Raw genomic sequence first — 24,394 nt, forward strand, 5'->3', positions numbered from 1 at the left:
GCCCCCGGCGGTCACCGGGGGCACGAGTCAGCTGTCGCGGGAGACCATCAGCCAGCTGACTTGGATGTCTGGGGCGCGAGTCGGCGCGATGGAGACGGTGATGTTGCCGTCGGCACCGACCGCGATCCCGCCGTACGACGCCGCCGTACCGGTGCCCGTGAACAGACGCTGCTGGTCGACGATCGAACCGTTGACCGTGACCTCGGCGGCGCGGTTCGCCCACGGCCACGGATCGAAGTACCCGGCGTGGACCGTGTACGTCCCCGGCTCCAGGCCAGCGAAGGTGTAGACGAGCGCCTCGTGATCCTTGGCGTAGCGCAACGTGCTGTACAGGTCCCCACTCCCCGCGGGTGCGCTCGACCCGGTGTAACCCCAGGTCGTCCCGGTGACGGGATCGACTCCCAATGGTTGCTCGGGGCCCGAATTCAGCAGGGCCCCTTCACTGGCGGCGGTCTGCATCAGCGTCTGCCAGTCCGGCGTCGCGGCACCGCCCGCGTTGACGGCGTACCGAACGTTGTGCGGGACGACCATGACGGCCCGCGTGAACGTACGGCCGTCCGACAGAGTGCCGCGGAGGCTCGCCGGCCCCGGCTGCGCGATGGTCGACGCATCCCACGTGACCGCGACCTGCTGTGAGCCCGCCGCCGTCTTCACACTGACTGCGGCCGGCAACGTGCTGGCGTCGTTCAGCCAGACGTGATCCGGCAGCGCCGTCTCGACAGTCCAGCGCTGGTACGGCGCCAGGTCGCGCAGTGTCCACTCCTGGTCGGGGCCGATCGACAGGCTGCCGCCCTCGCCGAAGCTCATCGGCATCCAGATGTACGGCGCGTTGGCCAGGTCATCCGGAGTCCACCGGTCCCCCATGAACGCGTACTTGTTCCGCGCCGGATCGACCGGGATCACCGACGTACTCTGCGACCGATAGGTGTCCGCCGCGCCTGCCCCACTGATCGGGCTGCCCTTGTCGGTCCACTGGCCGAGAACGCTCGTCGCAGTGGCGTAGCGCGCCGGGTTCGGATCCCATCCCGTGGCACCTGAGGTGATCAGGTAATAGGTGCCCTCGGACTTGAACAGCGCCGGCGCCTCCCGCTGGTTGCACGCGAGCGTCCGCACGAAGTCCTTCCCCTGCACGGCCTTCTCGGGTGGCGCGGACAGGTACGTGTACGACTTGTTCAGCTTCGAGATGTACATCGTCCGGTTCTCCTCGGAGGAGTAGACGATGTACGCCGTCCCGTCGTCGTCGACGAACAGGTTCATGTCCCGGGCCATGCCGCCGGCCGGGTCGAACGCGGACCCGGTCCCACACCACGGCACCGAGTCGCTCGGCACGCGGTTCAGCCGGTACGAGTCGGTCCACCGGAACGGCCCGGTCGGCGAATCCGCGATCGCGACCCCGGCCTCGGCCCGCGCGTAGGTCGACGTACCGGCCGGGGACGACGGTCCGTCGGAGTGCACCCACATGATCCACTGGCCGGTCGCCTTGTTGTGGATCACCTTCGGCCGCTCGAGGATCGACGGTCTGGCCCACCCGTCGGTGCGGACACTGTTGGTGGACAGGTCGCGCCAGACGATCTCCTTCTGCGCGGCGGTGTAGTGCTTGTACAGCTTCGCGAAGTACTTGTCGTCCGTGAACTGGTCCGGTGAACTCATCGCCCGCAGAGCGAGGCCCTCGTCCCTCCAGTTGTACAAGTCGTACGACGCGTAGACGTGGACTCCGGGTGAGTCGAAGTACCCGTTGCTGCGATCCTCGCCGTACCAGTACCAGATCCGCCGGCCCTGGTCGTCGGTCGACGGCACCACCTGGCCGCCATGTGCCTGGATCACCTGGCCCGTGGTGTCGAGCCATTCGGCGCCGGGGCGGAACGAGTTGTAGGTCGTGGGTGCGGGTGGGGCCGGGGCGGCGATCGCGGCCGGGGCCAGCAGGGTGAGCGTTGCGCTCAGGACGGCGAGTCTGATCAGTCTCATCCGGGGTCCTTACGTCGGGGCGGACGGGCAGTAAGGATGTTTACGTCAACACGGCTGGCGACATCGATTACAGCCCCGCCAGGAGGGTGCCGTCAAGGGCTGCCTAGCTGGCTTGTGGTGCGTTCCACGATGATCGCTGCCGCGTACCGCGTCGTACCCGGCGGTTCGACGTCTGCCCAGTCGCCGGTGTACTTCCGGGCGATCGCCTGCTCCAGCGCGAGATCCGGGTCGGCGATCAACTCCTCGACCCGCCCCCGCAGTTCCAGGTAGTACGTCGGCCGGGCCGGGTCCACGATCACGACCGAGATCCGCGGGTCACGTTGCAGGTTGCGCAACTTCTGGCGGCCCTCCACCAGGCTGATCCGCACGCGCTCGCCGTCCCAGAGGAACCACAGCGGAGTCACCTGCGGCTCACCTCGCTTACCGATCGTCCCAACGAACGCGACTGTTGCCGATGACAACAGTTCCTCGAACTCGGCCGGAATCTCCACTCTCGCCTCCTGATGTACGTCGGTCGTGGTCCGACAAGACTGGCATCGCGTTGTCGCGTGCGTCGAGCCTGTCCGTGGTCTGGACGAGCATGGTCGCATGACACCTTCGTGCACTTCCTCGGCAACGACCTCAAGCCCTTGCTGCACGCCTGAGGCGCCCGATCAAAGCGGCGGCGCCGAGCAATGCCGGTACGGCGATCGCCACCGGCACAACACCACCGGTGTCGAGGGTCTGGCGTGGTGAGACGGTGACGTGGACCGGTGGTCCGGCGACGAGAGCTCCGCTTTGCGGGATCAGTACGACGTACACCGCGAAGTGACCGGGATTGACGGCCTGGAACTCCCAGTCCAGCTGGGTTTCCCGGCCGGCCGGGACCGGCTGGGTGACGTCCTGCGTCCAGTCCTCCAGATCGACGTACACGCCGTCGAGGCTGACCACGTTGAGATGCGCGATGGCCGGACCGGACTCGCTGACGACCGACTCCACGGTGAGGGTCTGGCCGATCTGCGTGGTCAGTTGGTCCTGATTCATCGTGATCGTCGGGTTGGCCATCACCACGGTGGCGATCAGGCTGAGCAGGTTCATCGCAGCCCCGCAGTCAGCCGGACGAGTCGAGGGCCGGCCGCGATCAGGACCGCGACAACGACCAGTGCGCCCACGACCGGCGCAACCAGGTAGCTGAGGTCGTTGGTCCAGCCACGGCGGCCGACAAGGATCTGGGAGATGTAGTGCAGGGCGGACCCGATCGGGTTGATCCGGGTCAGCACCTCGCCGAATCCGGTCCTCGGCAGCGCAGGCAGTTGGGTCGGCGCGAACAGCACGAGCAACAGGAGCAGGCCGCACGCCAGGCTCGTCTTGTTGGAGTTCGTCAAGCCGCTGAAGAGCATTCCGATGCCGCCGAGCCCGATGGCGACCAGCGTCCCGACGACGAGGGCGAGGAGCGCCGCCTGGCCCGCGCCTGCCACCCCGCGGCCGAGCACCCACAGATAAGGGAGCGTGACGGCCAGGCAGGCCAGCCACATCGTCGAGGCGGCCGCGAGCTTGCCGACGACGATCGCGTGCCGGGACACGGGCGTGAGCAGGAGTGCCTCGAACGTGCCGCGTTCGCGCTCGCCGCTGATCGCATCCGCACTGACCACGACCGTGAGCAGGACCCCGACCGCCAGCCCGACCTGGACCGTGAGGTTGACCGCCTCGCGTTGCTCGAGGAAGTTCATGGCCCGATTGGTCGCGGCCAGGTAGGTCATCGCGCTGAGCAGGATGCTGAACCCGAACACCAGCACCGGTCCGCGGCCGCCGATCCAGAGGTCTCGGCTCTCCTGCTCGGCAACCACTGTCCACTTAGTCATGACCGCTCTCCCCGGTCAGGTCGAGGAACGCGGCACTCAGGCTGCCCGCTCCTGCGACGATTCCGGCGATCGGTCCGGCCGCCCGAAGCCTGCCGTGGTCGAGAATGAGCACGCTGCCGCAGACCTGCTCGACCTCGGTGAGCGTGTGTGTCGACAGCACCACCGTCACACCGCGTCGATCGGCGATGTCCGCGATGGTGCTCAGAATCTCGCGCTGACCGGCCGGGTCCAGCCCGAGCGTCGGCTCGTCCAGGAACACGACCGCAGGGTCGTTGACCAACGCACGGGCGATCCCGAGCCGTTGCTTCATACCCCGGCTGTACGTCGAGATCGGTGCACCCGCTCGATCGCCGAGACCGACGTCGGTCAGCAATCGGCCGGCCACCTCGCGTGCATCGTGGCGACTCGATCCGAACAGCCGCGCTGCGTAGCGGAGGTACTCCGCGCCGGTCTGCCGCGCCGGATAGCCGGCGCTCTCCGGCAGAACGCCGATGCGCTGCCTGATCCGGTGCGGCTGATCGCTGGGTACGCCGGCGACGCTGAAGGTCCCGCCGGTCGGCTCGAGGATCGTTGTGAGCAGGCGGATCGTGGTCGTCTTCCCGGCGCCGTTGGGGCCGAGCAGTCCGATCACCTCGCCCGCGTCCGCGGCGAAGGTGAGTCCGTCGAGGGCGTTGCGCGCGCCGTACCGCTTGCTGAGGCCGATCGCCTCGATGGTCGCCATGGGCCGACGGTAGGTCCGCACGGCTGAATCCCCGCTGAACGGTGCATTCAGCCGGGATTCAGCCAGAATGGAGGAGGATCGCCTGGAGGTGGGTGATGCGCGCGCTGGTGGTGGAGGACGAACTCCGGCTGGCCAAGGGTCTGCGGGCCGGCCTGGAGGCAGAGGGGTACGCCGTCGACGTCGCGCTGACCGGGACCGACGGACTGTGGCTCGCCCGCGAGTACGGGTACGACGTCGTCCTGCTGGATCTGATGCTGCCGGAGCTCGACGGGTTCGAGATCTGTGCGACGCTGCGGGCCGAGCAGGTGTGGACGCCGATCCTGATGCTGACGGCACGGGATGCGGACACCGACCAGATCCGTGCCCTGGACACCGGCGCGGACGACTATCTCACCAAGCCCTTCTCGTACGCCGTCCTGATCGCCAGGCTCCGTGCCCTGGTACGGCGGGGTGCGGCGGAACGACCGTGCGTGCTGGAAGCCGGTCACCTGCGGCTGGATCCCGCGGCCCGGAGAGCCTGGGCCGGTGAGGTCGAGCTGGTGCTGACCGCGCGGGAGCTGTCGTTGCTGGAGTTCCTTGTTCGGCGGCATGGTCAGGTGGTGTCGAAACGAACGATCCTCGACCACGTCTGGGACTACGACTTCGACGGCGACCCGAACATCATCGAGGTCTACATCCGGCGGCTCCGCACCAAGCTCGGGCAGGACTCCATCACGACCCTGCGCGGAGCCGGCTACCGACTTGCCGATTGACGATGGGGAGGTCACGCCATGCGGCTGCGGGTGACAATCACAGCGGTGTTGGTGCTCGGCCTCGCGCTCGTCGCAGGCGCCCTGGTGCTCGTCGCCTTGCTCGGCTCGGTGCTCACCGACCAGGTATGCCAGGACGCGCGGGACCGAGTTGCGCAACTGAGCTCGGCGACCGGCGCAGACCGGCCGCAGTCGACGAACAGCGAACTGATCCAGTGGACCGCAGTACAGGGCGGTGGCGAGACGATCGCTTCTCCGCCTGCCAACGGCTGCGTCTCGGTCGAACCTCCCGGTTATCCCGAGGACTTCGTCTTCGCCGCGGCACCGGTCGCCACCGGTGGTGACGTGATCGTGGGTAAGCCCTTGGTGGATGTGCTGGACTCGACCCGGTTCGTACGTCGCGTCCTCCTGGTCGGGGTGCCGTTGATGATGCTGATCGTCGGCGGTGTGACCTGGGTGGTGACAGGGCGGGTCCTGGCGCCGGTCACGGCGATCCGGCGTGAGGTCGACGAGATCACCGCGACCGAGCTCCACCGCCGGGTCCCCGCCGCACGCACCGACGAGATCGGCCGACTGGCCAGGACGATGAACCGGATGCTCGATCGCCTGCAGCGGTCGCAGGAGAGCCGGCTGCGGTTCGTCTCCGATGCCTCGCACGAGTTGCGGTCCCCGATCGCGGCGATCCGCCAGCACGCCGAGGTCGCGCGGGCCCATCCCGGGCGCACGACCGTCCCCGAGCTGGCGACGACAGTCCTCGAGGAAGATGTGCGGATGCAAGGCCTGGTCGACGATCTGCTGTTGCTGGCCCGCTCCGACGAGGACCACACGGAACCTCCGAACACCCCGGTCGATCTCGACGACCTCGTCCTCGCCGAGGCGCAACGGTTGCGATCGGCAACAAGCCTGGCGATCGACACAGCCGGCGTGTCCGGCGGTCAGGTCCGCGGCGACGAGGTGGCGCTGGCCCGGATGATCCACAACCTCGCCGACAACGCCGCGCGGCACGCCCGGAGCAGGATCGCGTTCACCCTCACGGAGTCCGCCACCACCGTCGTCCTCGCCATCAGCGACGACGGTCCCGGCGTCCCCACAGCCGACCGAACCCGCGTCTTCGACCGGTTCGTCCGGCTGAACCCAGCCCGCTCCCGCGACGCCGGCGGCACCGGCCTCGGCCTGGCGATCGTTGCCACCATCATCGAACGCCACCACGGCACGATCACGATCCGCACCGCCGACACCGGAGGCGCCACCCTCGAAGCCAAGCTTCCACAGGCCGACCACACCTGAGGCCGCTCAGCGGTCGTGGGAGGCACCGGGGACGACGAGGCCTGACTCGTAGGCGGCGATCACGGCCTGGGTGCGATCGCGTGCGCCGAGCTTGCCGAGCAACCGGCTGACGTGGGTCTTGACGGTCTCGTCGCTGACCACCAGCCGGGTCGCGATCTCAGGTTTGGACAGACCCCCGGCGATCAGTCGGAGCACCTCGATCTCGCGCGGTGTGAGGTGGCCGAGAGACACCGCCGGGTCGCCGGCCGGACGACGCCGGGCGAACTCCGCGATCAACCGGCGTGTCACGGTGGGCGCGAGCAGACCACCGCCGGACGCGATCACCCGGACCGCGTCGAAGAGGCGTTCCGCGGTCACGTCCTTGAGCAGGAAGCCGCTGGCTCCGGCGGCCAGAGCGTCGTACACGTGCTCGTCCAGGTCGAACGTGGTCAGCATCAGGATCCGCGGACCTGCCGTGGGACCGGAGTCGGTCACGATGCGACGGGTCGCCTCGATACCGTCCAGGACCGGCATCCGGACATCCATCAGGACGACGTCCAACGCCTGGTCGCGACACAACCGGACCGCCTCGGAGCCGTCGGCAGCGGTGCCCGCGACGACGAAGTCCGGCTGGGTACCGAGGAGCGTGCCGAATCCGGCGCGGATGACCTCCTGATCGTCGACGACGGCGATCCGTGTCGGTGTCGTCATGGCGCGTCCAGCGGGATCGGAAGGACAGCCTCGACCACGAAACCGCCGCCCACGGATCGGCCGAAGGTCAGGGAACCGCCCATCATCGCGGCGCGCTCGCGCATGCCCACCAGCCCGTGCCCACCGGTGCCGTCGGGGTCGAGGGCCGGGCCCGGACCGCTGTCGCGGATCCGCACCCGCAGTGTCTCGTCGGTGTAGTCCAACTCCACGTCAGCGGCCGCGCCCGGTGCGTGCCGGCGTGCGTTGGTCAGCGCCTCCTGCACGATGCGGAACGCCGTCAGCTGGACCCCCGGATCGAGCGGGACGACACCGCCGCGCACGATCAAGCGCGTGCTTGCGCCGGACGACGCGCGCGCTTCGTCGACGAGTGCGTTCAGCTCTTCCAGACCGGGCTGCGGTGCCCGCACGGCCCGAGTGCCGGTGTCAGCATCTTCGCGCAGTACGCCGAGCAGCCGGCGCATCTCGGTGAGAGCGGACCGCGCGGTGTCGCCGATCGCGATCAGCCGTTGCGCACCCTCCGGCGGCAAGCCTGGTGTGGACAGCCGGGCGGTCTCGGCCTGGACGGCGATGATCGAGATGTGGTGCGCGACGACGTCGTGCAGTTCGCGGGCGATCCGGGCTCGCTCACCCCTTGCGGCGTAATCATGCAGGGTCTCCGCGGTCTCGCGCTCGGCTGCCGCTGCAGCCACCGCCGTACCGCGTTCCCGTACGGCGGTGCCGAGCAGGACTGCGGCCGTCATCAGGACCAGCACCACAGTCGAATCCACCCGCGGCTCACCGAGCGCGAGCACCACGAACGGCAGCAGCATCGGGAACGCCACCAGACGCGATCTGCTCCGCGCCAACCGGTACGCAGCGATCATCCCGGCCAGCACCGCCGCGACGTACGGCGTCTCGGGGCTGGCGAGCAACACGCTGTTCGCCAGCGTGACTGCCAGCGCTGCGGGAATCGGATGGGCCGGCAGGAATGCGAGCGGCACCGTCGCACACAGCCCGAGGAGCAGTGCCGTCCCTTGGTCCATGCCGCTCCGGTCGCCGCGGCCCGCAGACTCCATGACCGCGAGCAGTGCGAGCAGGACCGCCACGACGACGTACGCATCGCGGGTGTCGGCGATCCTGCGGACGGCAACGAACGCCCGGTCGCCCAGCTCACGGACCTGGCTCACAGACTCATTGTCCGCCCGGTCCGTCACCCCGGTCGTCCCCCACGCGAGGGACGACCAGAGCGCTCAGGAGCGTGACGAAATCTGCCGGGCCGAGCCGTAGCGTCGCAGGCATGGAGTCCACCACGATCGAGGTTCGCGAGCTGTCCAAGACGTACGGCGCCACCGTCGCCGTGGACGGTCTGTCGCTCACTGTCCGGCCCGGGCAGGTGACCGGGTTCGTCGGACCGAACGGAGCCGGAAAGTCGACCACGATGCGGGTGATTCTCGGGCTCGACGCGCCGGACGACGGCGACGCACTGGTCGGCGGTCGCCGCTACCGGGATCTCGCATCGCCGCTGCGCGAGGTCGGCGCGCTGCTCGACGCGGCTGCGATCCATCCGGGCCGGAGGGCACGCGATCACCTGCTCTGGATGGCGCAGTACAACGGCCTGCCGGCGCGGCGCGTCGACGAGGTCCTCGAGCAGGTGGGCCTCACGCAAGCGGCACGGCGCCGAGCCGGCGGGTTCTCGCTGGGCATGCGGCAGCGGCTCGGGATCGGCGGGGCACTGCTCGGGGATCCGCCGGTGCTGTTGTTCGACGAGCCCGTGAACGGGCTGGACCCCGAGGGCATCGTCTGGATCCGCGGTCTGCTGCGGTCGCTGGCGGCCGAGGGCCGGGCGGTGCTGGTGTCCAGCCACCTGATGGGTGAGCTCGAAGACAGCGCGGACCATCTGATCGTGATCGGCCGCGGCCGACTGATCGCAGATACCACCGTGGCGGAGCTGGTCTCCGCCGCATCGGCGGACAGAGTCGTACTCCGCACTTCGCACCGGACCCAGGCGATGACGGTGCTGGCGACGGCCGGCGCCACGGTCGCCGCGACCGACCACGATCGAGTGACCGTGACCGGGCTGACGTCAGAGCACGTCATCAAGCTACTGAACCAGCACGGGCTGACGTTCACCGAGGTCGCCGCACATCGGGCGTCGCTGGAAGAGGCCTACATGGACCTGACCCGCGACGTGGTCGAGTTCGCCGCGCACGGCCGGCCACAGGAGGCGTGAACGATGACAAGCTTCCTGCGCGTGCTGCGCGGAGAGTGGACGAAGTTCCGCTCTGTGCGCAGCACCGCGCTGTGCCTGCTCGCGGCGGTCGCAGTCACCGTGCTGCTGGAACTCCTGGGCACGTCGGCCGGCTCGACCGACGCCAACGAGCAGCCGCGGTACTCCGACCAGGCCTACTTCGTGCACAAGCCCTTGGCCGGCGACGGATCGGTGGTCGCCAGGGTCGTCAGCCAGCAGAGCAGCCACGAATGGGCCAAGGCCGGCCTCCTGGTGAAGGCTGGGATCACACCGGGATCGCCGTACGCCGCTGTGCTTGTCACACCTGACCACGGCGTGCGGATGCAGGCGATGTTCGACACAGATCTGGCCGGACCGCCCGACCAGGCGCCGCAGTGGCTCAAGCTGACCCGGGTCGGCAGTTCGATCACCGGGTACGCATCTGCCAACGGCCAAGACTGGCAGGAGGTCGGGACGCTGACCGTGGCGCTGCCGCGCGACGTCGAGATCGGCCTGTTCGTCGCGTCACCGCCGTTGTACGTGTCCACCCGAACGGGCGGCGGAATGTCGATCGGGATCAGGAACACCGTGGGCGCGGCGATCTTCGACGATGTCAGGGTGACAGGTGCACTGGCAGGGGGCCGGGACTGGATCGGTCAGAACATCTCGACGTTGCCGTCGAAGGAGACCGGTGGAGTTCCGATCGGTGACCTGAGCCGGTCCGGCGACACGTTCAACGTCACCGGGTCCGGCGACATCTCCGGGTACGGCATCGCGAGCTGGCATTCGCCGGGCGACGACGATGTGGTGCTGCTCAGCCTCTTCGGCGTACGCGTCGGAGTGATAGCGGTGATCGCCCTCGGCGTGCTGTTCATGACAGCGGAGTACCGGACCGGGCTGATCCGCACCACGTTCATCGCCGGACCCCGGCGCGGCCAGGTTCTCGCTGCGAAGGCCGTCGTGCTCGGCGGCACGGTGTTCGTGGCCGGGCTGATCGCCAGTGTCGCGTCGTTCCTGATCGCGCAACCTGGGCTGCACTCGGGTGGCTACAACCCACCGGCGTACCCGCATGTGTCGCTGCTGGACGGCGAGAGTCTGCGTGCGGTCGTCGGAACCGCCGTCTTCCTCGCCCTGATCGCGCTCTTCAGCCTCGGCATCGCCGTACTCCGGCGACGTACTGTGGGCGCGATCGTGTTCGTCGTCGCACTCGTGGTGGTGCCGCAACTCGTCGTACCGGTGATCTCTCCCGATGCCGACATCTGGGCCACCCGGCTGACCCCGATCGCCGGGCTGGCCGTGCAGCAGACGCTCGACTCGGGCCAGGTGATCGGTCCATGGGCGGGGCTGGGCGTGCTCTGCGGGTACGCCGTCATTGCACTCGGCCTGGCCCGCTGGCAACTCGGCCGCCGGGACGCCTGATGGCCGCCGGACGGGGGTTGCTTGCCGGACGGGCGCTGCGGGCAGAGTGGACGAAGCTGCGCACGATGCCGGCCACCGGCTGGACGCTTGCCGCGATGGTGTTGTCGACGGCAGCCATCGGGGCCTTGGTGACCTGGGACCTCACACCGCCGGACTGCGCGCGCTCCGACCCCGGTTGCGACTTCGATCTCACCAAGCTGAGCCTGTCCGGGGTCTACCTCGGACAGGCGGCCGTGATCGCGATGGCAGCGCTCGCGGTCACCACCGAGTACGAGACTGCGATGATCCGGACCACGCTTGCGTCCTGCCCGCGCCGGTTCGTCGTCCTCGCCGCGAAGGCGGTGGTCGTCACCTCCGCGGTCGTCGGGGCCGCCACGATCAGTGTGCTGATATCGCTGCTGGCCGGCCGCGAATTCCTGGCCGGCAACGGGTTCACCACGACCGCGGGCTACCGGCCCCTCTCGCTCGGAGATGGGCCGACCCTGCGCGCGTACGGCGGAACCGTGCTGTATCTCGGCCTTGTCGCGCTGCTCAGCCTCGGCGTCGCCTTCGTCGTCCGCCATACCGGCGGCACGGTGTCGATCCTCTTCGTCCTGCTCTACGTCGCGCCGATCATGTCGATCGCCGTCACCGACCCCCGCTGGAAGGAATGGATCGAGAAGGCGTCACCGATGACCGCGGGCCTGTCGATCCAGGCCACGCTGCGGCTGGACGCCCAATCGATCGCTCCCTGGGCAGGTCTCGGTGTCCTCGCGTTGTACGCCGTCGGCGCGCTCGCCACCGCCCTGGTGCTCTTCCGCCTCCGCGACGCCTAGCCCCGGACCATCCCCGAGCGGCGGCGATGACGGAAGTGGATCATCGCCCGGTGCAGTGTGCGGTTGATCGGTCCAGGAAGCGGCCGCTCCCATTCGCCAACTGTCTCGACCACCTCTCCGCCGGTGCCCAACTTCCACCGCAGCAGCCCGTACGCGGCGTCATCCGGATCCAGTGAAGCCGACACACCGCGCATGTCGTACCGCTCGGCGCCGAGCTTCTGGGCGTCGGTCATCATTTTCCACTGCAGGATGTGGCTCGGCCTGACGTCGCGGCGGTGATCGGCCGATCCGCCGGCCTGGTACCAGACGCGCCTGCCGACGACGTTCATGGTGTGGGCGGCAAGTACTTCGTCCCGCCAGGTCGACAGATACAACCGCATCTGACCTGGCACCTCGCCGTTCATCACCCGGTACTGGCGTTGGTAGTACGCCAACGACCGGCCCGAACGGAACCCGTTGCGTCGTTCCGTGGTGCTCAAGAGCTCATAGAACGTGGGCAGGTCGCGCTCGGCCCCGAGTCGTACGTCGACGCCCGACCTCATCGCCTTGCGGATGTTGCGCTGCCACTCCTTGCTGAAGCCGGCCACGAGATCGCGATCCGCGATCGGGACCTGGAACAGATACCGGGGCTGTGCATCGCCGGCCGACTCCTGCTCGCCGCATCGGCGCCATCCCAGGGTTCTCAGGCGATCGGCGATCGCCGACCCGACCGGCTCCACCACATCAGGCAGGACATGGTCGACCCGGCGGCCAGGTGCGACCGCCGACCTCAAGGTGGCCGCCTGCCAACGCCGCAAGGCCTTCGGCGGCCCCAACCTGACCGCGAAAGCCTCCCGTCGCTCGAGATAGTCGAGCAGGGGATCGAGCCACCGTTCCAGCCAGGGATCCGCCCAATCGATATCCGGGCCCTCAGGCAGGTACGCATACCAGCGGGACAGGCCCGGCACCTGGCGAAACAGCACCAGCGTCGTACCGACGACCCGTCCGTCGCCGTCCCGCCAAGCCAGTAGCTCGGATGCCCAACCGGTCTTCACCTGAGCCCAGGACGGGATCTGCAGAAAGCTTCTGTCGTCGTGGAGACCGGCCACCGCTTGATAGTGCAGCGGCTCGATCTCACCGACCGTCAGTTGGTCCTGACGAATCGCAACATCGGTGCGCACACGTCTCACCCCGCCCGCAATCGGCTGTCATGTCGTCGCGTCACCCTGTAAGACGCCTCGACAGCCGCGAAAGGTCACACCGCCAACGCCGGTGACCCGACCTCACCTGCAGGCGTCGGTGACCTGAATCCCTTGGCGATCAGCCAGATCGGCATGGCCACGAACTCGAACAACCCGCCCGGAATCAGGAGCACAAGCCCTGCTCCGTCGTTCATGTCGAGAACACCGAGAAGGTCGAGGGGTACTCCGAGCAGGAGACAGGAGTAGCCGACGATCCCGAGCACCGCGATCGCCCGAGGGACGATCCTGGAGACGAACAGCAGGTAGGTAAGGATCAGACCGCCGATACCCGTTGGGATGTACACCCAGAGCAGGTGATTGGGAACAACCTCCAGCTGTGTCAACAGATAGATCCCGCACACAGCAGAGACGGTGAACTCGATGACTCTCATCACCGGGTACCAGATCGCAAGCCTCTGATTGACGTCCTTCAGAACCTGGTACATCAGCAGGCCGATCCCCACGACGGCGATCCCGGAACACATCATCAGTACGACGCCGACCGTCAGTGGCGCGCGGTCGGTGTCGCCGTTCTCGAACGCGTCGATCAACGACGTACCGACCATGGCGGTGACCATCTGGACCAGGAACAAAATGCCGACGGCGACCGCGATTCCCCTTCTTGACATGACTCTCCCTCGATCGAGCATGAGCAAGGAGATGCGATATCGCCCCCGATTACGGGTCTCCCCCGGATATGACGTCCGCTCCCCAGACCCTCCCCCGGGCAGACGTCGCCTCTCACAGTGCGCCTCCACAGATCGGTTGTCCACCTCGACTACCGGATCCACGGCTGACCAATCATGCGACGCCGATTTGCGCGTTTTGATCATTATTGTGCGCAAATAGATTGTTGCCTTGACGGAATGTGTTCGCCAGATTACGTTTCAGACCTCATCGCGCATATTTGCGCTGCGTCGGCTTTCACTCCTGAGGGGTTTTGGCATGACCGATATGAAGCGGCGAACCGTGCTGAAAATCGCATTGGGAGGCGCAGGTCTGGCCGCGCTCCCGGCGGCGACTGCTGCTGCGGCAGAGGCGAAGCGCGACCCCAGGATCGTGGGCGTCGGCGACACTTCTATCACTGTTGAGTTCGATGACCAGTTGCACAGCAGAGTCGCACTGAACGGCTCGCAGCTGACGCAGTTCGACGCCGGCGAGGCGTTGCTCCTCGGCGAAACAGCCATCGACACCTTCGCCTACCGCGAACACCGGACGCGAAAGACGTGGCATTCCCGCCATGGCGCAGGTGTGCAGGTGACCATCGAGGGTGACTCCAAGGAAGGCGTACGGAAGACCGTCGAGCTGACCTGCTATCAGCGATTGAGCGGTATGGCCGTGATGCAGGTGACCTACACGAACCTGTCCGGCACGTCGTTCGACATCACCGGCTGGCGGAACGGAGCCCACGAACTTCTGCAATCGCCAGGCGGCTTCTACACCTTCTCCGGCTCGACTCACGAGGACCGGCGCGACTGGGTGCAACCGGTGACCGACGACTTCTCCCAGCAGAACTCCCTTGGCATGGATGCCTCCGACTACGGCGGCGGAACCCCGATGGCGACAATCTGGCGTCGCACCGGCGGCCTCTCGGTAGGGCACGTCGAGCCGGAGGCCCGGATTCTGCGGATGCCCGTCCGCAAGTCCGAGCACGGAGCGAGCGTCGCCATCGAGGGCGACACCCCGCGCACCCTGAAGCCCGGACAACGGCTGACCACCGACACCACCTTCGTGACGGTCCATCCCAGCGATCACTTCGTTCCGCTGCAGCGGTACCGCGACTACATGGGCGACCTCGGTCTGCGGGCGCCGAAGGTCGCAAAGTCGGCGTACGCTCCGGTCTGGTGTGCCTGGGGATATGAGCGCAACTTCACGGTCGAGCAGGTGCTCGGGACGTTGCCGAAGGTCCGCGACGTCGGGTTCAAATGGGCCGGGCTGGACGACGGTTGGCAGACCAACGAGGGCGACTGGGATATCAACCTGGCGAAGTTCCCCGGCGGCGACGCGGACATGCGGGCGTTCACCCGGGACATCCGTGACGCCGGCCTGCTGCCCCGGCTGTGGTGGGCGCCGCTGGCTGCGGATCCCGAGAGCAACCTGTTCAAGGAACACCCCGAGATGCTGCTGCTCGACCGCGACGGCAACAAACAACAGGTGACCTGGTGGGACGCCTGGACCCTGTGTCCGGCGTACCAGCCGGTGGTCGACTACTTCGCCGGGCAGGCGCGGAAGTTCATTGGTGACTGGGGTTACGAAGGACTCAAGATCGACGGGCAGCATCTGAACGGCGTCACGCCCTGCTACAACCCCGCTCACGGCCACGCCCGGCCGGAGGAGTCGACCGAGGGACTGGCGGAGTTCTGGAAGGCGATCCACGACGCCGCCCACGCCGAGAATCGCAACGCGGTCGTCGAACTCTGCCCGTGCGGTACGGCGTTCGCCTTCCACAACCTGCCGTACGTCGACCAGTACCCGGGCTCGGACCCGACGTCGTCGTACCAGGTCCGGACCAAGGGCAAGTCGATGAAGGCGCTGATGGGGCAGGGCAGCAGCTACGCCGGTGACCACGTCGAACTCAGTGACGGAGGCAACGACTTCGCCTCCAGCTACGGCGTCGGCGCAGTCCTGTCGACGAAGTTCACGTACCCGAGCGACCCGCCGGGGACGAAGCCTGGGCGGGAGAAGGTGCTGACCCCGGAGAAGGAGGCGCTCTGGCGCAAGTGGGTCGACCTGTACGAGAAGAACATGCTGCCCACCGGCGAGTACCGTGGTGAGCTGTACGACGTCGGGTTCGACCTGCCGGAGACGCACGTCATCGCCAAGAACTCCACGCTGCACTACGCCTTCTACGCCGACCAATGGGATGGAGACGTGGAGCTGCGAGGGCTGGGCAAGGGCGAGTACACAGTGACCGATCCCTTCAACGGAACGTCTCTGGGCACCGTCGACTCACGGCACAACACCGTCAGGCTGACGTTCGAGAAGTTCCAGCTCGTCGTTGCCGAGCGCCACTGATCCAGGTCAGACCGCGGTCACCTGTACGCCGGCTCGTTGCAGAGCTTCGAGCTGGCCGGGCTGAGCGCCGCGATCGGTGACGACATCGTTGACGCCGGACAGCATGCTGATCCGGGCGAAGGTGACGCGACCGAGCTTGGAGCTGTCCGCGATCACAACACTGCGGTAGGCCCGCCGCAGGAACGCGAGGTCGGTCTGCGCTTCCATCTCGTCGTACGTCGTACAGCCCTCCTCCGGCGTGAGGCCGTCCACGCCGATGAACGCGATGTCGAGGTGGTAGTTCGCGAGCATCGCCTCGGCGGCCGGGCCGACCAGCTCGTAGGACGAGCGCGCGATCCCACCGATCAGCACGAGCCGGACGCCCGCGTGACCGACGAGCTCGGAGGCGATGTTGATCGCGTTCGTCACCACGGTGATTCCGCGCCGTTGCGCCAGGGCGCGGGACAGCTCGAGGGCGGTGGTGCCGCCGGTCATGCCGACAACAGCACCCTCCTCCACGAATGAGGCAGCGGCTCTGCCGATGGCTCGCTTCTCCGCCTGCCGCAGCGCCGCCTTGACCCGGGTCGGTACTTCGTCGCCGGACTCGTTGGACATCGCCCCGCCGTGCGTCCGCACCAGCAACTGGTCGCGGCTCAGCGTCTGCAGGTCCCGGCGGATGGTCGCGCCCGAGACGCCGAGCGCCCTGGCCAGCGCGGCGACGTCGACGCTGCCGTGCTCGCCGACCTGATCGAGGATCGCACTCAACCGCTCTGACTTCCGCACAACGGGCACTGTACAAGATGCACATCTTTTGAGCATTTGCGCATTATTCTGCGCATGTAATCGAATGCCTTGACCGGTTGTTTTCTATTCAGCTACGTTCGCATCAAATTCGCGCGACCGAATGCGCGATTGCGCAGCGTCTCTCACTCGTACGCCGGCCGCTTCGGCCAGGCCGAGAACAACGGAGAAAGCATGCTGAGGACCAGACGTCGGATGGGTACAGCGCGGTGGAACGCAGCACTGACGGCAGGCATCACGAGCCTCGCCCTCGTGCTTGCGGGCTGCGGCGGATCGGGGTCAGGGGACAAGCAGAGCAGCGGCGGTTCGACCCAGACCACCGGAGTGACGATCACCGTCGCGCTCGCCTCGGACCCACCACCGAAGGCCGCGCTGGCCGCGTTCACCAAGGACACCGGCATCACGGTCAACTGGGTGAACATCGACTGGGACAGCCTGCAGAGCAAGATCTCCGCCGCCGCCACCGCGAAGACCTACTTCGCCGACGCCACCAATGTGGACTGGTCCCGGGTCGGTCAGCTCGGCAAGCTGAAGTGGTTCTACCCGATGGACACCTACGTCGACACCAAGGCGATGGAGGCCGACGTACCGCAGCTCGCGTCGTTCACCGTCGACGGTCACGTGGTCGGCGTCCCGTACGACGCCTCGTTCATGGTGACGACGGTGAACACGGAGCTGTTCCAGAAAGCCGGCGCGAATCCTGCACCGAAGACGATGGACGAGTACACCGACGCGCTCAAGACGATCAAGGCCAAGGGTGTCGCCGAGCATCCGCTGAACATCCCGTTCGCGGCCGCCGAGGGGTTGTCGACGTACTGGTACGAGACCACCGGTGCCTTCGGTGGGACGGTGCTCGACAAGGACGGCAAGCCGCAGTTGACCAGCCCCGACTCGCCCGGCTACAAGGCGGCCCAGTGGATGGTGGACGCGCTGAAGACCGGTCTCGTCCCGCCCGGCAACATCAACGTCACCGACTCGCAGGGACAGCAGAACCTGATGGCCAAGGGGCAGGTGGCCAGCACCTTCTCCGACTACTCCGGCAACGTCGGCACGCTGTACAACATCAAGGCGTCCTCGTCGGTCGTCGGCAAGGTGAAGTACCTGCCGACCCCGGGCGCCTCGGGTCCCGCGGCGAACCTCAGCAACCCGGACGGTGTCGGCATCCCCAAGGAGGCCAAGTACCCGAACGCCGCGGCCAAGTTCATCGAGTGGTTCACGGCCACCGAGCAGCAGGCCGACTTCGCCGGGGTGAACGGTCCGGAGAAGACCTTCGCGACGTACCCGATCCCGTCGCACCTGTCCGCGGTCCAGCAGATGGTTGCCAAGGGCAATCTGGTCGGCGGTAAGGATCTCGAGCCGATGCTGAAGGGCTCCAAGCCGGTCTTCGAGGGTGGCGCACCCTCGTGGTACCCGAAGTTCTCGAACGCGGTCTACACCAACCTGCACGCCGCCGCGACCGGCTCGATGTCGGTCGAGCAGGCGATGAAGACGATCGGTGACACGGCGAACCAGTTGGCATCCGGGTCGTGACGGTGAGCTCTTCGACCACCGAACCGCTGGCGGCCGAGGGGACAGCACCGCGTCCCCCGGCCGGCCCGACCAGCGTCGCACCGGTACGCCGTTCCCGGATCGACCTGCTGCCGTACCTGCTGGTCGCGCCGGTGATGATCTTCATCGCCTGCCTGGCCCTCGTGCCGGCCGTGTTCACTGTGGTGCAGTCGTTCTTCAAGGTCGACGCACTCGATCCACCCACGCGGTTCGACGGATTCGGCAACTTCACCCGGCTCTGGCACGCCCCTGCCGTCATCGGCAGCATCGGCAACACCGCGCTGTACGTCGTGATCGGGGTGACCCTGTCCACCCTGATCGGCATCGGCGCCGCTGTCGTCCTGCAGAAGCCATTCCGTGGCCGCAGTCTGGTGATCGCCATCCTGATCCTGCCGTGGGCCATGCCCGGCGTGGTCGAGGGCATCCTGTGGACCGGGATCTTCGATCCCAACGCGGGTTTGATCAACAGCGTGCTGTCGTCACTGCATCTCAGCGACGGCAACGCCGTACTGCTCGGTCAGAACCGGTTGCTCACGATCGCCCTGATCGAGCTGGTCCAGGTCTGGCAGATCGCGCCACTCTCGGTCCTGCTGATCCTGGCCGTCCTGCAACTCATCCCGGGCGAGCTGTACGAGGCGGCCCAGATCGACGGCTGTACGTCGTGGTCGGCGTTCCGGCGGATCACGCTGCCACTGGCCCGGCCGGGCATCGCGGTCACCATGGTGCAGGCGGTGATTGCCACGCTCAACGTCTTCGATCAGCCGTACGTCCTGAACGGTGCGGCGAACACCGGGGCCTCGGTCACCATGCAGACGTACTTCATCAGCTTCCAGGATCTCGACTTCGGTCAGGGGTACGCGTTGTCCCTGCTCATCACCATCGTCACGCTGCTGATCTCGCTGGTCGTGGTCCGCCTTGTCTACCGGAGGGTCGAGCTGTGAAACGACGGACCGGCGCCCGCGGTCTCGGGGTCGCGGCGATTCTGATCTGGTCCCTGGTGCCGATCTACTGGGCGATCAAGACCAGCCTGCAGACCGAGGCAGACGCACGGGCCAAGCCCGCGCACTACCTGCCGACGACCGCCACTCTGGACAACTATGCGACGCTGCTGACCGGTGACAGCGACGTCCCGGCGCAGATCCGGCGGTCCGCGGTGAACATCGTCGTCGAGTGCGGTGCGGCAACCATCGTGACCGTGCTGCTCGCGACGCTCGCCGGGTACGCGTTCGCGCGGATGCGGTTCCGCGGCCGGAACGTCTTGTTCTACGCGGTTCTGGCGACGATGGCGTTCCCGGCGTACACGACGTTGATCCCGCTGTACCGGATCATGAGCACGTTCGGGCTCGTGAACACCTACACCGGCATCGTGCTGGTCTACGTCTCCGGCTTCCTGCCGCTGGCGACCTGGATCCTGCACAACTACTTCGCCAGTCTGCCGGTCGGGATCGAGGAGGCCGGGCTGGTCGACGGTGCCCGTCGGCTCCAAGTGCTGTGGCACCTGTTGCTGCCGCTGGCGCGACCGGGCATCATCTCCACCGCTCTGATCACCTTCCTGTTCGCCTGGGGGCAGTTCCTCTTCCCACTGGTGCTGTCGAGTGATCTGTCCACACAGCCGCTCACCGTCGTCATCGCTTCTCTCCAGGGCCGGCACGTGGTGCCGTCGACGCTGCTGAACGCGGCCGGCGTACTGGCGATCATCGTCCCCGCACTACTGGCGCTGGCCTTCAACCGCTACATCGTCAACGGCCTGCTGGCCGGGAGCACCAAGTGACATCCGGCGTGATCGATCCACGTTTCTGAAGGAGAAGTCCTTGACCGAGAAGTCCTTCGTCCTGATCGGCGCGGGCAGCACCGTGTTCACCCCTGGCCTGATGACCGATCTCGCCTCGTCCCGGACGTTCGACGGCTGGACGGTCCACCTGGTCGACCTGAACGGCGAAGCCGCCGAGACCATGGCCAGAGTGGGTCGCCGGATCGCCGCCGAACGGGGCGCCGAGCTCGAGTTCGTCCCACACGTCGATCGCCGGGAAGCCTTGCCGGGCGCGCGATTCGTCACCACGACGATCGCGGTCGGAGCCGCCGCCGGCTGGCGCGCCGACATCGAGGTGCCGGCCCGCTACGGCATCGCTCAGACCGTGGGTGACAGCGTCGGGCCGGGCGGCGTACTGCGGGCGCTCCGGCACGTGCCCGAATTGGTGGCCATAGCAACCGACGTTGCAGACCTGGCGCCCGAGGCCCAGCTGATCAACTACTCGAATCCGCTGACCGCCAACGTCCGGGCAGTCACCCTCCAGACCGGCGTCAAGGCCGTCGGCCTGTGCCACGGGACCATGCACACGCTGTCCAAGCTGGCCGCCGATCTCGACATCCCGCGTGACGAGGTGAACGCCGTCTTCGCGGGGCTCAACCATCTGTGCTGGCTGCTCGACGTACGCAGGGGCACCGAGGATCTGTATCCGCTGCTGCGCCGGCGCGTGGCGGAGCGCGCCGGCGGCGTGGACGCGCCCTCCACTCGGGAGGAAGGTGTCCATCTGCCGGTCTCGGCGGATCTGCTGCGGACGTTCGGGCTCTATCCGGCACCAGGTGATCGGCACGTCTCCGAGTTCTTCGGTTGGTACCTGCGGGCCGAGGACGGTCGCCCGGCCGACGAGGCTCGGCTGCCTTGGGGATTGCAGGGTGGCCGGGACGCGACGATGGAGTACATCGGCGAGAAGGACGACCTCTGGGAGCTCTTGCATGCCCAAGCCGACGGGAAGGCGCCCTTGCGGCGGACCGACAACCAGGAGGCCGAGCGGCTGGTGGCGATCGCCGAAGCCATTGTCAGCGGCAACGAGCACGTCGAGCTGGCGGTGAATCTTCCGAACGAGGGCAAGATCCCCAACCTGCCGCCGACCGCCGTCGTCGAGGTGCCGGCCGTGGTCGGTGCCGCGGGGATCACCGGGCTTGGTGTGGGCGCGTTGCCGGACGGGATCGCCGCCGTACTGACCGCACGGGCTCAGCAGCAGGAGATCACCGTTCGTGCCGCCCTGACCGGCGACCGAGCGCTCGCGCTGCAGGCGCTGGCACTCGATCCGCTCGTCGGCCGGCTCGACGTCGCGACCGGAATCCTGGACGACGCGATCAAGGCACATGGGCCGCTGCTGGATCGATTCGCGGAGACGGAGCCGGCCAGATGACCGGGGCACCGATCACCGCGGACGGGCTGGCCTCCCTGACCACCTACCGCGAAGTCGTTCAGCAGCCGGCGGTTTGGCGCGAGGCCGCCGAGACTCTGGCCGCCAGGTCGGACGAGGTCGCCGCGTTTCTCGAGCCACTGTTTGCGCTGCCCGACCTGCGCATCGTGCTGACTGGCGCTGGGACGTCGGCGTTCGCCGGGGAGGTGCTGGCCCCCGCGCTGGCGCGAACCCTTCGACGCCGGGTCGATGCGGTGGCGACGACCGATATCGTCTCGAATCCGCGGGAGATGTTCGCCGAGGACGTGCCCACGCTCCTGGTCTCGTTCGCTCGCTCCGGCGACAGCCCGGAGAGTGTCGCGGCCACCCAGTTGGCCACGACGTGCCTGACATCTGTGCATCAGCTGGTCATCACCTGCAACCCTCAGGGCCAGCTGGCCCGCGAGCACAGCGGCTCCAAATCCTCGCTGGTCCTGTTGATGCCATCGGCTACCAACGATCGCGGCTTCGCGATGACGTCGAGTTTCACTTCGATGCTGTTGACCGCCTGGCTCGCGTTGGCGCCGGACCAGGATCCGCGGCTCGCCGAGCGGCTGGCCGCAGCGGCCGAGCAGGTTCTCGGCCGCCCGGACGAGCTGGCTCGGTTGACCGGTCGCCCCTACGACCGGGTCGTCTACCTCGGCAGCGGTTCGCTGGGCGGATTGGCCAGGGAATCGGCGTTGAAGCTGCTCGAACTCACCGCGGGCAAGGTGATCAGCTACTACGACACACCACTCGGGTTCCGGCACGGGCCGAAGGCAGTCCTCAAGGACGGGACCCTTGCTGTCGTCTACCTGTCCAACGATGCCTACACCCGCCGGTACGACCACGACATCGTCGAGGAACTCCGTGCGGCCATCGGAGCCGAGAACGTGCTGGCCGTCAGCGCGCAGGCCGATGATGAAGAGTGTTGGCAGATCGACGGGGTGGCCGACGTGGACGACGCGGTACTGGCGCTGCCGTTCGTGGTCATCGCTCAATTGCTCGCGTTGCGATTCTCCGTGGCGCTCGGTCGAACGCCGGACAATCCGTTCCCCGACGGCGAGGTCAATCGCGTCGTTCAGGGCGTGACCATCCACCCACTGCAGCCGTGACGATCTTCCTGGGCGTCGACGGCGGTGGTTCGGGTACGGCGCTGTGCCTGGTGACCGGTGATGGCGAAGTCCTGGCCACCGCCGACGCGCCGAGTTGCTACTACCTCGACTCGGCCGAAGGCGAAGGCGTCGCGCTGGTGGAGCGCGTACTGACCGAGGCGGTTGCCGGAATCTGTGCGAGTGCCGGGATCCAGCCGGCCGCAATCACGTCGGCGTTCTTCGGACTGCCGGCGTACGGCGAGGTGAGCGGCGACGTACCGCTGCTCGACGCAGCCCCGCGGACCGCTCTCGGACACGATCGCTACAGCTGTGGCAACGACATGGTCTGCGCCTGGGCCGGTTCGCTCGGGCTTGCCGACGGCATCAACGTGATCAGTGGGACCGGGTCGATGACCTACGGCCGGTACGGCGACAGCGGGGTCCGGGTCGGTGGTTGGGGCGAACTGTTCGGCGACGAGGGCTCGGGCTACTGGATCGGTGTCCAAGGTCTACGCGCGTTCTCGCGGATGAGTGACGGCAGGCTGCCGCCCGGACCACTGCTCGGCGTACTGCGGGAGGAGCTCGAGCTGACGTCCGATCTCGATCTGCTCGACATCGTGCTCAATCGCTGGCGCGGAAGCCGGCGGGCCGTGGCGGCACTGTCCCGACCGATCGTCCAGGCTGCCCAGCTGGGTGATGCGGCGGCCGGACGAATCGTTGGTGACGCAGCGGCCGAACTCGTGCGGCTGGTGGACACCACGCGCTCGCGCCTGGGCTTCGCCCCGGCGGAGACGGTCCCGGTCTCCTATTCAGGCGGCGTACTCACGGCGCCTGAGGTGCTGCAGCCGTTCACGACCGCACTGGCCGCGCGGAGCGAGACCTACGACCTGCGTACGCCGCTGTGCTCCCCCGTGGTCGGCGCGGCACTCTACGCGGCAGCCCAAGCCGGAGAGTCGTTGAACGAGCACGCGCTGAACCTGCTCAGTTGACTGCCGGTACGACGAATCCTCCCGGGCGGATCGGGTACCAGGAGGCCAGAGGTGCCCGGGCTTCTCGGGGGTCTGGTTGCTTCGAGGTCTGGGACCGTTCAGCCACGCAGCGGGCCCGGACCGTTCCAATTCACGCCGCGAACAGCCTTCAAACGTTCGAATATGTATGTTTTCGATACGATGTAGTCCACAATCGGAGCTAAGGGACGGTCGACCTCGTTTGCACGGTTGAGCCCCCCACACAGCTCCCGTTTTCCCGGGGCCGGCCGTCTCGTGAATCTCTCGTCAGCCGAGAACGACGGCGGCGAGGTCGCGCGCGGCGCGGCCCGGATGGTGACCGTCCTCGGTGGCCCCCACCACCAGGGTCCCCTCGATCAGCAGATGTAGTTGCTCTGCAGCGCGTTCTGGGCGGGCATGACCCAGGGCCTCGAGTTCCCGCACGAGGAGTGCGCGAAGGCTCCGCCGAAAGGCGTCGGTCTCCGCATGGGCCGGATGACCGGGGTCCGCGAAGGAAAGGTCGGTCGCGAAGTACCGACAGCCTCGGAAATCCGGGGTCGCGACGAGTTCGTCGAGCCGATCGAAGAGCCCGAGCAGCCGGGCTCGCGGTTCGGTGGCGCCGGCCAACGCGTCCTCGTACCAGGCAAGGTCCTCCTCGGCGGCGCGACGGAGAACCGCCGCGATCAAGCCGTCCTTGTCGCCGAAGTGTTCGTAGAGCGACCTGCGGGCGACGTTCGCCTCCTTGAGCAGCGCATCCACTCCGACCGAGGCGCCTTGTGAGTAGAAGAGTTGCTGCCCTGCCGCGAGAAGTCGTTCCCGGGGTCCCGGCGAGGTCCTGGGCGTCATCTGCCGATCCTGACCCTCTCC

The 24,394-nt window shown here is 67.5% G+C and carries 23 protein-coding genes; 12 read left to right on the forward strand and 11 right to left on the reverse strand.

All coding sequences use genetic code 11. The features are described 5' to 3' along the window. Positions 1–27: 27 nt before the first annotated feature. The 5 genes from OG817_RS26610 to OG817_RS26630 form a co-directional block, all read right to left on the reverse strand. Positions 28–1,965: a glycoside hydrolase family 43 protein gene (locus OG817_RS26610; RefSeq protein ID WP_406047344.1), complete on the reverse strand. Its 1,938-nt coding sequence runs from the start codon at positions 1,963–1,965 to the stop codon at positions 28–30. A gap of 92 nt (positions 1,966–2,057) precedes the next feature. Then, positions 2,058–2,456, reverse strand: coding sequence for a PPOX class F420-dependent oxidoreductase (locus tag OG817_RS26615; protein WP_360440988.1), 399 nt, complete (start codon positions 2,454–2,456; stop codon positions 2,058–2,060). Between the two features lie 130 nt (positions 2,457–2,586). Then, the gene (locus tag OG817_RS26620) at positions 2,587–3,042 is read right to left on the reverse strand and encodes a hypothetical protein (RefSeq protein WP_406047345.1); all 456 of its coding nucleotides are present in this window, start codon (positions 3,040–3,042) and stop codon (positions 2,587–2,589) included. Further along, positions 3,039–3,806: an ABC transporter permease gene (locus OG817_RS26625; RefSeq protein WP_406047346.1), complete on the reverse strand. Its 768-nt coding sequence runs from the start codon at positions 3,804–3,806 to the stop codon at positions 3,039–3,041. Before OG817_RS26625 ends, OG817_RS26620 begins: the two co-directional genes overlap by 4 nt. Then, the gene (locus tag OG817_RS26630; protein WP_396395215.1) at positions 3,799–4,527 is read right to left on the reverse strand and encodes an ABC transporter ATP-binding protein; all 729 of its coding nucleotides are present in this window, start codon (positions 4,525–4,527) and stop codon (positions 3,799–3,801) included. The genes OG817_RS26625 and OG817_RS26630 overlap by 8 nt, the downstream gene beginning before the upstream one ends. Positions 4,528–4,622: 95 nt before the next feature. On the opposite strand from OG817_RS26630, the gene OG817_RS26635 reads away from it, so the two are divergent. Both OG817_RS26635 and OG817_RS26640 read left to right on the forward strand, forming a co-directional pair. Next, entirely contained in the window at positions 4,623–5,279 is a 657-nt protein-coding gene (locus OG817_RS26635) for a response regulator transcription factor (protein ID WP_406047347.1), read from the forward strand. Between the two features lie 18 nt (positions 5,280–5,297). Further along, complete coding sequence (locus OG817_RS26640; RefSeq protein WP_406047348.1) at positions 5,298–6,563, forward strand: sensor histidine kinase; 1,266 nt, start codon at positions 5,298–5,300, stop codon at positions 6,561–6,563. A gap of 6 nt (positions 6,564–6,569) precedes the next feature. Here OG817_RS26640 and OG817_RS26645 read toward each other — a convergent pair whose 3' ends face one another. Both OG817_RS26645 and OG817_RS26650 read right to left on the reverse strand, forming a co-directional pair. Further along, complete coding sequence (locus tag OG817_RS26645) at positions 6,570–7,253, reverse strand: response regulator (protein ID WP_406047349.1); 684 nt, start codon at positions 7,251–7,253, stop codon at positions 6,570–6,572. After that, a complete protein-coding gene (locus tag OG817_RS26650) occupies positions 7,250–8,419 on the reverse strand; it encodes a sensor histidine kinase (RefSeq protein WP_406047350.1) in 1,170 nt (389 codons plus the stop codon). Before OG817_RS26650 ends, OG817_RS26645 begins: the two co-directional genes overlap by 4 nt. A 110-nt stretch (positions 8,420–8,529) precedes the next feature. Between OG817_RS26650 and OG817_RS26655 the strand changes: the two genes are divergently transcribed. Genes OG817_RS26655 through OG817_RS26665 form a run of 3 tightly spaced genes read left to right on the forward strand, consistent with a single transcriptional unit; the run spans position 8,530 to position 11,693 of the window. Beyond that, on the forward strand, positions 8,530–9,462 hold the full coding sequence (locus OG817_RS26655) for an ABC transporter ATP-binding protein (protein WP_406047351.1): 933 nt from the start codon (positions 8,530–8,532) through the stop codon (positions 9,460–9,462). 3 nt (positions 9,463–9,465) lie between these two features. Then, a complete protein-coding gene (locus OG817_RS26660) occupies positions 9,466–10,878 on the forward strand; it encodes a hypothetical protein (RefSeq protein ID WP_406047352.1) in 1,413 nt (470 codons plus the stop codon). After that, positions 10,878–11,693: an ABC transporter permease gene (locus OG817_RS26665; protein ID WP_406047353.1), complete on the forward strand. Its 816-nt coding sequence runs from the start codon at positions 10,878–10,880 to the stop codon at positions 11,691–11,693. Before OG817_RS26660 ends, OG817_RS26665 begins: the two co-directional genes overlap by 1 nt. On the opposite strand, the gene OG817_RS26670 is transcribed toward OG817_RS26665, so the two are convergent. Together OG817_RS26670 and OG817_RS26675 are read right to left on the reverse strand one after the other, a co-directional pair. Further along, positions 11,690–12,853 (reverse strand): lipid II:glycine glycyltransferase FemX, encoded by a 1,164-nt coding sequence (locus OG817_RS26670; RefSeq protein WP_406047354.1) that lies wholly within the window; start codon positions 12,851–12,853, stop codon positions 11,690–11,692. The two genes, OG817_RS26665 and OG817_RS26670, sit on opposite strands and share 4 nt — an antisense overlap. Positions 12,854–12,927: 74 nt before the next feature. Further along, the gene (locus OG817_RS26675) at positions 12,928–13,542 is read right to left on the reverse strand and encodes a DUF4386 domain-containing protein (RefSeq protein WP_406047355.1); all 615 of its coding nucleotides are present in this window, start codon (positions 13,540–13,542) and stop codon (positions 12,928–12,930) included. Between the two features lie 316 nt (positions 13,543–13,858). On the opposite strand from OG817_RS26675, the gene OG817_RS26680 reads away from it, so the two are divergent. Then, on the forward strand, positions 13,859–15,928 hold the full coding sequence (locus tag OG817_RS26680) for a glycoside hydrolase family 36 protein (RefSeq protein ID WP_406047356.1): 2,070 nt from the start codon (positions 13,859–13,861) through the stop codon (positions 15,926–15,928). A 6-nt stretch (positions 15,929–15,934) separates the two neighbouring features. Here the strand turns inward: OG817_RS26680 and OG817_RS26685 are convergent, their stop codons facing one another. Next, positions 15,935–16,690 carry a DeoR/GlpR family DNA-binding transcription regulator gene (locus OG817_RS26685; protein ID WP_360440946.1) on the reverse strand — a complete coding sequence of 252 codons (756 nt, stop codon included), beginning with the start codon at positions 16,688–16,690 and terminating at the stop codon, positions 15,935–15,937. 213 nt (positions 16,691–16,903) lie between these two features. On the opposite strand from OG817_RS26685, the gene OG817_RS26690 reads away from it, so the two are divergent. Genes OG817_RS26690 through OG817_RS26715 form a run of 6 tightly spaced genes read left to right on the forward strand, consistent with a single transcriptional unit; the run spans position 16,904 to position 23,530 of the window. Continuing rightward, positions 16,904–18,238 carry an ABC transporter substrate-binding protein gene (locus OG817_RS26690; protein WP_406047358.1) on the forward strand — a complete coding sequence of 445 codons (1,335 nt, stop codon included), beginning with the start codon at positions 16,904–16,906 and terminating at the stop codon, positions 18,236–18,238. A gap of 2 nt (positions 18,239–18,240) precedes the next feature. Next, positions 18,241–19,197 (forward strand): carbohydrate ABC transporter permease, encoded by a 957-nt coding sequence (locus OG817_RS26695; RefSeq protein ID WP_406047359.1) that lies wholly within the window; start codon positions 18,241–18,243, stop codon positions 19,195–19,197. After that, positions 19,194–20,027, forward strand: coding sequence for a carbohydrate ABC transporter permease (locus tag OG817_RS26700; RefSeq protein ID WP_406047360.1), 834 nt, complete (start codon positions 19,194–19,196; stop codon positions 20,025–20,027). Before OG817_RS26695 ends, OG817_RS26700 begins: the two co-directional genes overlap by 4 nt. A 40-nt stretch (positions 20,028–20,067) precedes the next feature. Further along, positions 20,068–21,432: a hypothetical protein gene (locus OG817_RS26705; RefSeq protein WP_406047361.1), complete on the forward strand. Its 1,365-nt coding sequence runs from the start codon at positions 20,068–20,070 to the stop codon at positions 21,430–21,432. Beyond that, positions 21,429–22,562 (forward strand): SIS domain-containing protein, encoded by a 1,134-nt coding sequence (locus tag OG817_RS26710; RefSeq protein WP_406047362.1) that lies wholly within the window; start codon positions 21,429–21,431, stop codon positions 22,560–22,562. Before OG817_RS26705 ends, OG817_RS26710 begins: the two co-directional genes overlap by 4 nt. After that, entirely contained in the window at positions 22,559–23,530 is a 972-nt protein-coding gene (locus OG817_RS26715; protein ID WP_406047363.1) for an N-acetylglucosamine kinase, read from the forward strand. The genes OG817_RS26710 and OG817_RS26715 overlap by 4 nt, the downstream gene beginning before the upstream one ends. 285 nt (positions 23,531–23,815) lie before the next feature. Here the strand turns inward: OG817_RS26715 and OG817_RS26720 are convergent, their stop codons facing one another. Then, a complete protein-coding gene (locus OG817_RS26720; protein ID WP_406047364.1) occupies positions 23,816–24,373 on the reverse strand; it encodes a TetR/AcrR family transcriptional regulator in 558 nt (185 codons plus the stop codon). Positions 24,374–24,394 lie beyond the last annotated feature (21 nt).

The sequence above is a fragment of the Kribbella sp. NBC_00889 genome (assembly GCF_045207705.1).
Lineage (GTDB): Bacteria > Actinomycetota > Actinomycetes > Propionibacteriales > Kribbellaceae > Kribbella.